At 68.5% G+C, this 13,615-nt stretch carries 10 protein-coding genes and 1 pseudogene; 3 read left to right on the top strand and 8 right to left on the bottom strand.

The features are described 5' to 3' along the window. Positions 1-55 precede the first annotated feature (55 nt). From ACFWPH_RS12100 to ACFWPH_RS12085, 4 genes and pseudogenes are all read right to left on the bottom strand, one after another. Positions 56-1,111 carry a dihydrodipicolinate reductase gene (locus tag ACFWPH_RS12100; protein WP_378750167.1) on the bottom strand — a complete coding sequence of 352 codons (1,056 nt, stop codon included), beginning with the start codon at positions 1,109-1,111 and terminating at the stop codon, positions 56-58. Between the two features lie 91 nt (positions 1,112-1,202). After that, positions 1,203-2,450, bottom strand: a pseudogene (locus ACFWPH_RS12095) (alpha/beta hydrolase family protein). Positions 2,451-2,526: 76 nt separating this feature from the next. Beyond that, on the bottom strand, positions 2,527-3,447 hold the full coding sequence (locus ACFWPH_RS12090) for an NADP-dependent oxidoreductase (protein ID WP_378750165.1): 921 nt from the start codon (positions 3,445-3,447) through the stop codon (positions 2,527-2,529). A 202-nt stretch (positions 3,448-3,649) separates the two neighbouring features. Beyond that, positions 3,650-4,702, bottom strand: a complete 1,053-nt coding sequence (locus ACFWPH_RS12085; RefSeq protein ID WP_378750163.1) for an alpha/beta fold hydrolase — start codon at positions 4,700-4,702, stop codon at positions 3,650-3,652. Between the two features lie 243 nt (positions 4,703-4,945). On the opposite strand from ACFWPH_RS12085, the gene ACFWPH_RS12080 reads away from it, so the two are divergent. Next, entirely contained in the window at positions 4,946-5,431 is a 486-nt protein-coding gene (locus tag ACFWPH_RS12080; RefSeq protein ID WP_378750161.1) for a DUF2752 domain-containing protein, read from the top strand. Between the two features lie 14 nt (positions 5,432-5,445). Further along, a complete protein-coding gene (locus ACFWPH_RS12075) occupies positions 5,446-5,634 on the top strand; it encodes a hypothetical protein (protein ID WP_378750160.1) in 189 nt (62 codons plus the stop codon). On the opposite strand, the gene ACFWPH_RS12070 is transcribed toward ACFWPH_RS12075, so the two are convergent. From ACFWPH_RS12070 to ACFWPH_RS12055, 4 genes are all read right to left on the bottom strand, one after another. Continuing rightward, positions 5,619-6,962 carry a M1 family metallopeptidase gene (locus tag ACFWPH_RS12070; protein ID WP_378750158.1) on the bottom strand — a complete coding sequence of 448 codons (1,344 nt, stop codon included), beginning with the start codon at positions 6,960-6,962 and terminating at the stop codon, positions 5,619-5,621. The two genes, ACFWPH_RS12075 and ACFWPH_RS12070, sit on opposite strands and share 16 nt — an antisense overlap. Continuing rightward, positions 6,962-10,879, bottom strand: coding sequence for a Pls/PosA family non-ribosomal peptide synthetase (locus ACFWPH_RS12065; RefSeq protein ID WP_378750156.1), 3,918 nt, complete (start codon positions 10,877-10,879; stop codon positions 6,962-6,964). Before ACFWPH_RS12065 ends, ACFWPH_RS12070 begins: the two co-directional genes overlap by 1 nt. 501 nt (positions 10,880-11,380) lie before the next feature. Then, entirely contained in the window at positions 11,381-11,941 is a 561-nt protein-coding gene (locus ACFWPH_RS12060) for a flavin reductase family protein (RefSeq protein ID WP_378750154.1), read from the bottom strand. A gap of 69 nt (positions 11,942-12,010) precedes the next feature. Further along, positions 12,011-12,484 (bottom strand): YbaK/EbsC family protein, encoded by a 474-nt coding sequence (locus tag ACFWPH_RS12055; protein WP_378750152.1) that lies wholly within the window; start codon positions 12,482-12,484, stop codon positions 12,011-12,013. 129 nt (positions 12,485-12,613) lie between these two features. On the opposite strand from ACFWPH_RS12055, the gene ACFWPH_RS12050 reads away from it, so the two are divergent. Next, positions 12,614-13,435, top strand: coding sequence for a crotonase/enoyl-CoA hydratase family protein (locus ACFWPH_RS12050; RefSeq protein WP_280462475.1), 822 nt, complete (start codon positions 12,614-12,616; stop codon positions 13,433-13,435). The last annotated feature ends 180 nt before the right edge of the window (positions 13,436-13,615 follow it).

Raw genomic sequence — 13,615 nt, 5'->3', positions numbered from 1 at the left:
TGCGAACGAACCGGCGGAGTGCCGGTTCGTTCGCGTTGGTCCTCGAAAGGTGTTGTTACCCCGCGAGGTCAGGGTGCGCGCGGCCGGTGACCACGGGCATATCCACGAAGGTGAGAATGCCGGGCGGCGCGGCGCAGACAGTGGGGATCGAATTGACGCAATGTGCGGCGGTGACCACGATTCCGGGGTTGCGGAGCAGCCCGGCCGTGACACTGGTCGGATGCCAGCCGTGGATGACCACCGAACAGTCCGGGTCGCCCTTGACCTCGATCTCGAAGCGTTCCCCGCCGGAGCCGAATTCCCATGCCGGGTCCAGGTTTTCCTCGCCCATCAACCAGTTGACCGCCACCCGGACTACCTTGGTTTCGCCGATGAACGCTTCCCAGGCGAAACGCTGCGCGGCGACGCGGCCGGGTTCGATCACGCCGGCCGGTGAATCGATCGGTGCGGTGGCGACCGCGATATCGTGGCTGCTGCGGATCTCGGCGTCCGCGAAACCGAGCGTGTCCAGGCACATGCGCACCGACTGTTCGAAACCGCGCGCGAGCAGGCCGAGCATCGGGCCCGCTTTCGCCTCCTCGGGGGTTCCGCCGAAGCCCATGATATGGCGGACCACGTCGGGGGCGTTGTAGGTGCGGATATCGGAGAACTCCTCGCCGCGGACGAAGGTGATCGCCGAGGACAGTCCGCTGAAGAAAAGGGGCTGCTGTTCGGTGGCGCCGCCGGGGTCGATACCGGTGCCGTGCAAGGTCGCCCCGCCTTCGAGGGCCGCGGGTTCCATTTTCGACCGTTCTTTGTCGGTCGGCCAGAACCAGCCCAGGGGAGTGACGACATTCTTGCCGGAACGCAGGATCGCCCGAACCTGACCGGCATCGGGCAGCAGCGGCGCATACAGTACGCAGTCCGCGTCCAGCGCGAGGATTTCCTCGACACTGTGGGTCGCGATGACACCGGTCTTGTCCGATCCGACGATATCGCCGACGTCCTTACCGGATTTCTCCGGTGAATGAACCCAGCAGCCGACCAGTTCGAGGTCGGGATGGGCCAGGATGTGTTCGATCGCGGCCTGTCCGACACCCCCGGTCGCCCACTGAACTACGCGCAAAGCCATCGTGTGAACCTACCTTCCGGAAGGACGGCCATGGGTGTACCGCCCTATCCGATCGGGCGCCGGTCCCATTCAGTGGCGAAGACGCCGATCGTCACCGAGAACCAAGTGTTTCGTCCAGCCAATCGAACATCCGCTGGTCGGTGAGGGCGCGGGCCAGCGGCTGACAGTGGTAGTTCGCGCCTTCGGCCGCGGTGAACCGGCAGCGGTGCACCGGCCCCGCAACCATTTCGGCCAGGCGCCGGGACTGGCCCGGCCAGAACTGTTCGTCCTCGGGGTCGGAGATGAACACGGGCGTGGTGATCCGGGCGGCCTCGGCGGCGCCGAGTGTGTACTAGCCGACCGCGGTGAGGGTGTCGAAATAGCTGTCACGCCGATACGGCCGCGCCCGGAAGTTCCAGGTGTGGGCACTTTTTCCGGACAGCTTCAGGCCGATACCCAGCTCGGTGTCGAACTGCTTCTTCTTGCCCGCATGGAACAGTTTCAGCAGGGATTTCGGGATATTCGCCGCCCAGGAGGCCGAAACATCGACCACACCGGGGTCTGCGACAGCGGCCGCGAAACGGTGCTCGAAGGCCAGCGCCCGGGCGATCCAGAATCCGCCCTGGCTGATCCCGTACAGCGCGACCCGTTCGGCGTCGACGCCGGGCAGTTCGAGCAGATGGTCGAGGACCGGGGTGAGTACCGCCTCCCAATCCGGACGGAATGCCATTTCCCGCTCGAACAGCATCGACTGCTGACCCGGGCCGTCGAACATCAGCACGTTGTAGCCGCGGGCCAGTGCGCCGGAGGCCCCCGCATTCCACAGTCCGCTGAGCGCGCCGTCGCTGCCGTTGACCATGACGAGGGTGGGTCGCGGCGTGCTGTCCGGCGCCGGGCGGAAGAAATAGCCGGGCAGGGTGCTGTTCTCGTACGGGATGTCGACGCGTTCGACCCGATACGCGGTGGTGTCGACGAAACGGTCCCAACCGGACCGGTGGTTACGGAAGGCCGGGAGAAGCCGTTCGCCGGCGCCGGAACCGCTGAGCGCATTGACGGCGGTCGCGAAATAGGTGGCGGACCGTAGGTATGCCCAGGAGGCGCTCAGCTGATGGCCGCCGGCAGCGGAGGTATCGGCGAGGGCGCGTGCACGTTCGCCGGCGGCTTCCCAGCTGCGGAACCAGTTTTCGTGGTCATCGGGTTCGGCGGCATCGATGGCCCATAGGACCTCGCCGATATCGGCCGCCCCGGACGCGGTGGCGCCGAGGACGCAGCGCACCACGTAGTCGGCGTCGGGATCCGGGTAGAAACCGGCGGTGAACACCTGATGCGGGAGAGCGGGCCGGAACGGGAACGTGGGCACGAGATCTCCTTCGCCGGGCCGGGGAGGTCGGACGCCGCAGTGTGTGGGTCTGTTCTGGGGCCGCGCTGCCGGGAGATCAGAGAACGATGACGTTCTTCCCGCGGGTGTGTCCGGTGCGGCTCGCCGCGAACGCTTCGGGGACCTCGTCGAGGGAGAAGGTGCGGGCGATGGGGACCGTCAGGTCGCCTTTGGCGGCGAGGTCGGCCAGGCGCTGGGTCTGCGTGCCGTCGGGGCGGACCCAGACGATATGCCCGCCGTGCTCGGCCACACCGTTGTCGGCGACCGAGGCGTGCCGGCCACCGGGGGCGAGTACCGCGAGAGTGGTGTCGAGCTGGCCGCCGACGAAATCGGCCACCGCGCCCACACCGTCGGGGGCCAGTTCCCGGATTCGTTCGACGACGCCGTCGCCGTACTCCACCGGCTCGGCCCCGAGTTCCCGCAGGTACTCGTGGTTCTTCTGGGATGCGGTGCCCAGGACCCGGGCGCCGCGGGCGGTCGCGATCTGCACGCCCAGGCTGCCGACACCCCCGGCCGCGGCGTGGATCAGCACGGTATCGTCGGCGGTCACCTCGAGCAGGTCGAGGGTGCGCAGTGCTGTGCCACCGGCCAGGGGGAGCGCACCGGCCTGCTCCCACGGCAGTTCGGCCGGTTTCCGGGCGACGTGCGCGGCCGCGACCGTGACCAGTTCGGCGAAGGTACCGGCCTGCAGGACATCCTTGCGGGCGTAGGCGAGCACATCGTCGCCCACCGAGAACTCCGGGGTGTCCAATCCGGTATCGACCACGGTTCCGGCGACATCCCAGCCGGGAATCACCGGGAACACCGCGTCGATCAGGCCGTCGAGTGCGCCCGACATCAACTTCCAGTCGACCGGATTCACCCCTGCCGCGCGGACTTCGATCAGGACCGAGCCGGGGAACAGTTTGGGTGTGGGCAGGTCACGGACTCGTACATCGTTGTCGTCGGCGGTGTAGCGGTCGTAGGTCGCTGCGCGCATAGTCCATTCCTATCGCCAGGGAGCTGTCGCTGGGTGCAACGACGCGCCATCGCCGATATTCCTGTGCGCATGGCTTCGGCCGCCCTGGTCACGGTAATGGGGCCGGCGATCCCGCATGGCGCTACGCAGCTCCCTCTGTCCGGTGCCGCCGTAATGAAGTCCGCCGAGCCGGGCATCGTCGACCGAACTCGGGGACCTCCGCTCAGCCCGCGGCCACAGACCGCGAACCGGTGCGATTCAGGATGGAGGCGAGTTCGGTGTCGAAACGGTCGGCGGCTTCGATATTGCCGAGGTGGCCGGTGGGCCAGACCTGGTAATCGGGGCGGTGACCGGCCTGCTCCATGGTGTCGGCGATGATGCGCGACATTCGTTCGGGCAGTAGCCGGTCGTACTGGCCGGCGATGATCGTGGTGGGCGCCGTGAGGTTCGCGGCCGCTTCGCCCAGTTGCAGGTCTGCCAGGATGGCGGCGTGCCGGCCGCGTGCCAGGGGACGGCAGGAGCGCACGATGCTCAGGGCGAAATCGGCCTGTTCGTTGGTGGCGCCGCGGGCCATGATGCGCTGTTTGAGCAGTTCCCGGGCTGCCCAGCCGCCGGGCAGGGGGACCGGGGAGGTGAGGATGGACTCGGCGACGATCATCGGGAGTCGGACGGGCGAGCCGAGCAGGGTGATCGGCAGGTTTCCCACACTGAGCGGTTTGTTCAGCAGCGGGAGCAGATCGGTGTCGTAGCGGATATTGCCCGAGGTGGTGTTGGCGAGCACCACCGCGCGGGCCCGCCGGGCGACCTGCTGCGGATGACGGGCGGCCCATGCTTGCAAGGTGATGCCGCCCATGCTGTGGCCGACCAGCAATGCAGTGCGACCCGGGCGCAGGGTGGCGTCCAGAACTGCCGCGAGATCATCGGCGAGGGTGCGGTCGCCGAGTGGAGCGCGCCCCAGGGTGCTCTCGCCGTGGCCGCGCTGATCGTAGGAGATCACCCGGTAGCGGCCCGCGAAGGCGTTGATCTGTGGATTCCAGTACTCGATACAGCAGCTCCAGCCGTGGATGAACACGATCGGCTCGGCATCGGCGGGACCGTAGGAGTGCACGCGCAGGCGGGCGCCGTCGACGGTGGTGACGGTGGAGACCTCGGGCGCATCGGCGGGGGCGTTGAAGGCGGCGTTCCGGAATCGGCGGGCGCGCAATGCGGCACGGTAAGGGGCGGTCAGCGCGCCGTGGTGCGCCTGCGATAGCGCCGTCAGTGATTTCACCAGCATCAGAACACTCCTTTGTGCCTGCCTGACACGGTAACCTGCAAGCTGGGTGCTTACAAGAGCAAGCGCCGCGCCGAGATTCTCTGTCCGGAATGTGGTTCTCACCCCGGATGTCGGTTCCGCGGGCGGTGCCGTTAACCCAGAATTCCCATTCGACGCCGTTTCTATGCACCGCAGCCGGAAACCGGAGCTAGCACCTCCGATGGTTGTGGCATCAACCCCGCCGCCGGGGCTACGGTGAGAACCGTGAACGATTCCGACGCGGCCCCGCCACAACCGGTGCCCTCCGGTGTTGCGGCCGTGGGAACGGAACCCGTGCGCAGCGGGCTCGCGCGGCTGAGCGCGGTCGCGCTACCGGCGGCGGTCGCGAGTGCGGGAGCGGCGGCCGTACTGCTGCTGCACTTCCGGGATCCGCACGTTCCGGGGTCGTACGGGCTGTGTCCTTCCTATGCGCTGTTCGGGGTGTACTGCCCCGGATGCGGGGGTATGCGGGCAGTGCACAACCTCACCGACGGGAACATCATCGATTCCCTGCACAGCAACCTGCTGGCTTTGCCGGTGCTGGTGCTGTTCGCGCTGTGGGTGGGCGATTGGGCCGTCCGTGCCTGGCGCGGCGAAGGACCGCGGCTGCCCGGAATCGGCACCGCAACGATGTGGGTGCTACTCGGCTCGATGGCCGCGTACACCGTGCTGCGCAACACGCCGTGGGGCACCTGGTTGACGCCGGTCTGACCCGAGAGGTGGATATGCGCAACTCACTGAAGGACCGGGTACGGGACAAAATGCTGCGGCAACTCGCCGAAGACGGCCCGGCCGGACCCGAATCGGAGGATCCGCGCCTCATCTCGCTGGTGACCGATCTCGACGCCCTGGACAGCGTCGGCGAGGACGATCCGCTGGTCGAGCAGCTGGCGGGCCGCTACCTGGTTTTCTGACCGGCGGGCGGCAGCTGCGGTAGCGGTTCGGAATACAGCCAGTCCTGCCACAGCGCATGCAGCGGCGCCACGCTGTAGTGGCCGGCGAGATCGGTGAACTCCTCGGTGGAGACCGAGGCATGACGGTGCCGGGCGGTCCAATCGCGGATCAACCGGAAGAACGCGGTATCGCCGAGTTCCAGCCGCAGCGCGTGCAGGGTGAGCGCGCCCCGTTTGTACACGCGATCGTCGAACATCAGGCCGGGGCCGGGATCGCCGACCACGATGTTCTGCGGCTCCCGGCGCAGCGTATGCCAAGCTGCCCGGGCCAGCTGGTCCGCACTCGCGCCGCCGGCGGCTTCCGACCAGATCCATTCCGCATAGCAGGCAAAACCCTCGTGCAGCCAGATATCGCACCAGTGCTGGAGGGTCAGGCTGTTGCCGAACCACTGGTGTGCCAGTTCGTGCGCCACCAGCCGCTCCACCCCGCGGCGGCCGTCGCAGTGGTTGGCGCCGAAAATCGAGATGCCCTGGGCTTCGATGGGGATCTCCAGCTCGTCCTCGGTGACCACCACCGAGTAGCTCTGGAACGGGTACGGCCCGAAGCGGTCGATGAACACCGACATCATCTCCGGCTGGCGGGCGAAATCGTGGTCGAACGCTGCGCGCAGGGTGGCCGGGACGGCCGCGTACATCGGTACCGGAGCGTTGTGCTCGCCGATCCGGTGCCTGCGGTAGCGGCCGATCTGCACGGTCGCCAGATAGCCGGCCATCGGTTCGGCCTGCTCGTAGATCCAGGTCGTCTGCCCGGCCTTGGTCTGTTTGCCGACGAGGTTGCCGTTGGCGAGGGTGTAGTACGGGGTATCGGTGGTGATCGAGATGCGGTAGCTGGCCTTGGAACTGGGATGGTCGTCGCAGGGGAACCAGGAGGCGGCGCCGTTGGGTTGACTGGCCACCAGCGCGCCTTCGGTGAGTTCCTCCCAGCCGACCTCCCCCCACGGACCCCGTACGGGTTTCGGTGCGCCGGCGTACAGGACGACGAGCTGCAGCATCCCGCCCGCCGGGATCGGCTGGCGCGGCGTGACGGTGAGTTTGCCGCGCTGATGGTTGTATTTGGCGGCCTTGTTGCCGTTGACCAGCACCTTCGATACCGCAAGAGGCTGGGACAGGTCGAGCGAATAGCGGGGGCGTTCGGCCGTGGTCACCGCGGTGATCACGGCCCGGCCCGCGAGGCGATTACTGGCGACCTTGTAGTTCAGTTCCAGCTCGTACCGCGAAACGCGATAGCCCCGGTTGCCGTTCTGCGGGAGGTAGTCGTCGATGGGGGCGTCGTAGAACCTGCTCCCCATCAGCGGTCCGTCTCCTCGTCCGCCGAATCGCTGTCCGGGGTGCGCACCGGGCCGGTCCAGGGGGCGATGGGGTTACCCCACCATCTCGTGGAGGGCGGTACGGTATCGCCGCGCATCACCAGCGATGCCGGACCCACGGTGGCGCCCGCGCCGACAGTCGCGGCCGGTAGGGCGACGCAATGCGGTCCGAGGGTGGCGCCCGGTTCCAGGGTGACGGTGTCCATGGCCATGATGCGGTCGTGGAACAGATGCGTTTGCACCACACAGCCGCGTTCCACGGTCGCCCCGTCGCCGAGTGTCACCAGGTCTGCCTCCGGAAGCCAATAGGACTCGCACCATACCCCGCGGCCGATCTTCGCGCCGAGTGCGCGCAACCAGAGATTCAGCACGGGCGTACCGGTTGCCGCGCGGGCGAACCACGGCGCGGCAACGGTTTCCACGAAGGCGTCCGAGACTTCGTTACGCCAGACGAAAGAACTCCACAGTGGATGTTCCTCGGCCCGGATACGGCCCACCAGAACCCATTTCGCCGTCACCGCACTCGCGCAGGCCACCGCGCCCGCGACCATGAGCACCACCCCGGACAGCAACCCGGCCGCCAGGAAACCGAAACTGTCCGCCACTCGCGCGAGGCCGAACAGCACCCCGAGGCCGATGGCGAAGGTCACCACCACCGCGGCCAGGCGGCAGGTTTCGAAGGCGCTGCGGAAGATCCGCAACCGCAGCGGCGGGTCGAAGGTGCGGTCGGTATCGGCACTTCCGGCTGCCCGCCGCAACCGGACCGGTGGGCTGCCCAGCCACGACGATCCGGCCTTGGCCTTGCTCGGAGCCGCAGACAGCACGGCCACCAGACCATTCTTCGGCACCCGCCGGCCGGGTGCGGTCATCCCGGAATTGCCGAGAAAGGCGCGTTTACCGACCTTCGCCTCACCGATGTGCAACCAGCCGCCACCGAGTTCGTAACTGGCGATCATGGTGTCGTCGGCCAGGAACGCGCCGTCGGCGACGGTGGTGAACTTCGGTAGCAGCAGCACCGTGGAGGCCTCGACCCGTTTACCGACCTTCGCGCCGAGCAGCCGCAACCAGACCGGGGTCAGCAGGGAAGCGTAGAGCGGGAACAGGAATGTGCGGGCGGAGTCCAGCAGGCGTTCGGTCGCCCAGACCTGCCAGCCGACTCGGCTGCGCACCGGATGGTAGCCCTCGGTCAAGCCGATACTGAGCAGCCGGACCGCGACGACGGTCGTTACCGCGTACACCAGCAGGCTGAACAGTGTCGCCACTGGCAACCAGAGGAAAGCGGGTAGCAAGGCGCCGGCGAAACCCACCGAATCCCGGACGCCCCATGCGATCACCGCGAGGCCGGCCGCCAGCCCGGCGAGCGGCAGCGCGCCCAGCGCCAGCGAAGCAATGCCGTACGCTACCACCCAGTGCACGGCACGTTCGGGTGTCTGCGCCGGCCAGCGGTGCCGCGCCCGGCCGACCTTCACCGCCGGTGAGCCCGCCCATTCCTGGCCTGCCTTCACCTTCCCCGATACCGCCGAACCGGCCGCGACCTCGGCGTCCCGGCCGATCTTCGTCCCGGGCAGCAGCACCGAGCGGGCGCCGACGACCGCGCCCTTACCCACCTGGATCGCACCGATGTGCACGGTATCGCCGTCGATCCAATATCCGGACAGGTCGACCTCGGGTTCCACACTGCACCCGTCGCGCAGCTCGAGCATGCCGGTCACCGGGGGCAGCGTGTGCAGGTCCACGCCCTTGCCGACGGTGGCTCCCAGCGCCCGGGCGAACGGCACCATCCACGGTGCGCCGGAAAGGTTTTCCGCCCCGCTGGCCTCGGCCAGCCGGACCGCGGCCCACAACCGCACATGTACCGGACCGCCGCGCGGATAACTCCCGGGCTCGACGCCCGCGAGCAGGACCCGCGCCCCCGCGACACAGATCGCCATCCGGCCCAGCGGGGTGATGAACACGGCGAACAGCAGTGCGGTCCACCACCACGACAGGCGCGGTAGCCACGGCAATACCTCGAACCAGCCCGCGACACCCGCGGCCACCGCGAGCCAGGTCACCCATTGCAGTCCGGTGAGAGTGGTGAGGGCGACCGTCGCGAGGATCTGGGCAAGTTGCGCCGGGCGTGGCGTCGGCTCGACCCGGCGGACGTCGGCTTTGACACCCGGCCCGCTGTCGTCCAGGAGTTCGGCCAGCGCGCCGAGCCGCGGATGGTCGTAGATATCGGCGACGGTGACCTGCGGGTACCGCGTGCGCAGCGCCGATACCAGCTGCGCGGCCGACAGTGATCCGCCGCCGAGTTCGAAGAAATCGGCGTCGGCGCCGGTGATCTCGGCGGCGAGTACATCGATCCAGATCTGGGCCACCCAGGCGGCCGTTCCCGTCAAACCGTGTTCGGTCCCGGCATCGGCGCCCGCCAACGGCCAGGGCAGTGCGTTGCGGTCGACCTTTCCCGAGGTCCGGGTGGGTAGTTCGGCGACGACGACCAGTCGCGGGATCAACGGCGCCGGTAGCTGCCCGGACAGTAACGTCCGCGCCGCGGCCAGGTCGTAATCGGCGGGGACACCGGTGAGGTAGCCGATCAGCACCGGTGAACCCGTGGCGGTGGTGCGTACCGCGGCAGCGGCACCGCTCACGCCGGGCAGATGCTGGAGAGCGTTGTCGATCTCGCCGAGTTCGATCCGGCGACCACCGATCTTCACCTGATCGTCCGCGCGGCCCAGGAAGATCAGACCGGCGCTGTCGTTACGGACCAGGTCGCCGCTGCGGTAGGCGCGGTCCCAGCCCAGTGTCGCCAGCGGCGCGTATTTTTCGGCGTCCTTGACCGGATCGAGGTAGCGGGCCAGACCTACGCCGCCGATCACCAATTCGCCGGATTCGCCCTCGCCCACCGCAAGACCCTCCGCGTCGACCACGGCCAGATCCCAGCCGTCCAGCGGCAGCCCGATCCGCACCGGGCCGGTGCCGTCCAGCAGCGCGGCGCAGGCGACCACGGTGGCCTCGGTGGGGCCGTAGGTGTTCCATATCTCGCGGTCGTCGTCGGCCAGTCGTTCGGCCAGGTCCGGCGGTACGGCCTCGCCGCCGAAGATCAACAGCCGCACCGATTCTAGCGCTTCGGCCGGCCAGGTCGCTGCCAGGGTGGGAACGGTGGAGACCACGCTGATGCCCTGCCGGACCAGCCACGGGCCCAGATCGGCGCCGGTCCGCACCAGCGCCCGCGGCGCCGGGACCAGGCAGGCACCGTGCCGCCAGGCCAGCCACATCTCCTCACAGGAGGCGTCGAAGGCCACCGAGAGCCCCGCCAGGACGCGGTCACCGGGCCCGAGTGGGTTGTCCCGCAGGAACAGGCGGGCCTCCGCGTCGACGAAGGCAGCCGCGTTGCGATGCGTGACCGCGACACCCTTCGGTGTGCCGGTGGAACCGGAGGTGAAGATGATCCACGCGTCGTCGTCCACCGCGGGGGCGTCGCCGGATTGCCCGCCGATTGCCGGATCGGGTTGGCGGTCGCCGACCGGTTCGATACCCGCCGCGGTGGCGAGGGCGTTGACCCGCGCTTCCCCGAAAACGAGCCGCGCCCGCTCCTCGGGGTCATCGGCATCGACCGGAACATAGGCGGCCCCGGCGTGCAGTACCGCCAGAATCGTCAGATACAGCTCCCAGGTCCCCGACGGCATCCTTACACCGACCCGATCACCCCGCCGGACCCCGGCCGCCCGCAGATCCCGGACCGAACGGTCGATCTCCACCAGCAGTTCGGCATAGGACAGGGTGCGGTCGGCGGTCGCCACGGCAGGAGCATCCGGGTGCCGGGTGGCCGTCTCGGCGAGCACATCGACCAGGGTGCGCGCCCGCGGCGCCGCCTCGGCGCGCCGGAGCCCGCTCACCGTTTCGAGCTGCGCCTGCATTTACCCGGCCCACCTTCCATCGCCCAGCCGACGGACTCGTTCTCCCACACGAGGGTTACCGCCCGGCAAACAGCGGTCGAATGAGTTTATTGGCGCGCTGGTGCAGACGGGGTTCCGGCCCCTATGTCGTGCGGTGTCTCCGGCGCCGCAATGCTCGGCCCCGGGTCCATACTCTCCGCATGGACGGGCCAAAACCCAGCGCCGCCGAGTACTCGGCGGCGCTGGGTGCGACGGATTCCGCGGGTGGGGGCGAATGCTGTCGCTGCGCTCGTCGGTGCGCCCTCGCGATACGCCGTGAGCGGCTCACTCACCGCCGGGCCGCCGGGCGTGTTCGGCCGCAGAGAACGTCGGACCCCCACGCCTGTGGGCAGGATCAGGGCGCGGCGGACCGGACGCGGGCCCGGCTTGCGTCGTGCCTGCGGGAGTCGAAATTCGTCGAACACGCTGAGGCGCTGGAGCCGGGCGGTCCGGGTCTGGCGAAGCGGGCAGTATCGTCCGCGCTCAGTCGACGTCGTCGGCGAGGGGGGTCGGGCGGTAGTAGCGGCCCTTGTAATAGAGCAAGGGGGCCGTCGGGGGCTCTTCTTCGGTGTCGTCGTGGACCTTCACCACTCGGCCCACCACGAGAGTGTGGTCGCCGATCGGGATGAGCTGCTCGATGGTCGTGCGCAACCACAGCGGGGTGCCGTGCAGAACCGGTTCCCCGGTATCCAGGGCCGACCACAGGGCGGGGTCGCTGAAGCGGTGCGCCGCGGTGCGGGCGAACCGCTGGGCGAGATGGCGCTGATGTTCGCCCAGGAAATGGATCACCACCGATTGCGCGGCGGTGAGCGCGGCGAGGCTGGAGGAGGTATCGGCGATATTGAACGAGATGAGCGGCGGATCCAGGGAGAGCGAGGCGAACGATGTCGCGGTGAAACCGACCGGCCCGGCGGGCGAGTTCAACGTCACGATGGTGACGCCGGACGGGTAGTGCCGCATCGAGGCGCGGTATTGCTCGGCGGTGATCCCGCTGAGATCGTCGGGAATCCGGATTCCGGTCTCGGGCCGTGGTGCTTCGGTCACCCAGCCGACGCTACGCCCGGATCGTCCCGATAGTGCGGGGTGGTCCGCTGGGTGGGAGGTCCTTCCGGATCACTCCACATCGAGGGAGAGGCCGGCGGTGATCCGGAGGAGTTCGGGGTAGGAGGTGCGGAAAACCGCGCCCGGATAGCCGCCGGCCGCCACCAGCTCCCCGAACCGGGACAGCGTGCTGTCCACCCAGGTGGGCAGGTTCGCGGGATGGCCCACCGGCGCAATACTGCCCGGCAGCTGTCCGGTGTACTTGACGGCGAGATGCGGGGGCGCCGCAACGAGCTCACCCTCGAGCCGTGCCCCGGTACGCGCGGCGTCCACCCGATGCGCCGCGGAAACCAGCAGCAGAATCGGATCGTCGCCCAGCAGGAAGACCTGTGCCTGCACCAATGCCCCCCGTGCCACCTCCATCGCGTGCGCGGTTGCCGCGGGACCGGCCGCGGATTCCGGGACGGTGACGATCAGACCGTGGTGTCCGCGCGCTATCAAAGTATCCGAGACCCGGCAGGTTATCGGTGGAAGCGACCTGCGCATGGCCACAGAGTAAGGCGAACCCGGCTCCTGCGCCGCCGTTTATCCGATGACCGTCCAGGCCGTCCCGGCGAGTGGACAGACCCGCCCAGCAGTCCTGGGCCGGTAGGGAACGGGCATTAGTCTGGACCGATGACAGATTGGCAGGCTTTCACCGTCGAAACCAACGACCGCGTCGCCCGGGTGACGCTCACCGGCCCGGGTAAAGGAAACGCCATGGGCCCGGATTTCTGGCGGGAACTGCCGGAGATCTTCCGCGGTCTCGACGCCGACCCCGAGGTCCGGGCGGTGGTACTCACCGGTTCGGGTAAGCATTTCTCCTACGGTCTCGACCTGCCCGCAATGAGCGGCACCTTCGGCCCGCTGATGGCCGACCGCGCCCTGGCCGCTCCCCGCACCGATTTCCTCGGCGAGATCCGGCGCCTGCAGGACGCGATCACCGCGGTGGCCGAATGCCGTAAACCGGTGATCGCCGCCGTCTCGGGCTGGTGCATCGGCGGCGGCCTCGACCTGATTTCCGCCGCGGATATCCGCTACGCCAGCGCCGAGGCGAAATTCAGTCTGCGCGAAGCCAAGGTCGCGATCGTGGCCGATGTGGGTTCGCTGCAGCGGCTGCCCGGCATCATCGGCGAAGGCCACCTGCGGGAACTCGCCTACACGGCCAAGGACATCGATGCCGCCCGCGCTGAGAAGATCGGCCTGGTCAATGATGTCTACCCGGACCAGGACGCGGCGCTGGAAGCCGCCCACGCGACCGCCCGCGAAATCGCCGCCAACCCGCCGCTCGTGGTCCAGGGCGTGAAAGACGTCCTCGGCCAGCGCAACGCCGCCGCGGTCACCGAAGGCCTGCGCTACGTCTCCGCCTGGAACGCCGCCTTCCTCCCCTCCGAGGACCTCACCGAAGCGATCCAGGCGGTCTTCGAGAAGCGCACTCCCGACTACAAGGGCCGGTAAGGAGGCCGGCGGTCTGAACCCCCAGCTCCGGTCGATACATGCTCACTGCTGCACAGACCGTGAAGGGTCTATGCGGGCTTGTTCGTGAAGGTTCTGTGTTTTTGGCGCGCTGGCGCGCGCGGGGTTCGGCCCTTTAGGTCCATGCTTTCCGCCCGCGATACTCGCGGCTGCGCCGCATTG

The sequence above is a fragment of the Nocardia sp. NPDC058499 genome (assembly GCF_042719915.1).
In the GTDB taxonomy this organism is placed as follows: Bacteria; Actinomycetota; Actinomycetes; order Mycobacteriales; family Mycobacteriaceae; genus Nocardia.
Note: the sequence above shows the minus strand (reverse complement) of the source record. Positions and strands in the feature narration are given on the sequence as shown.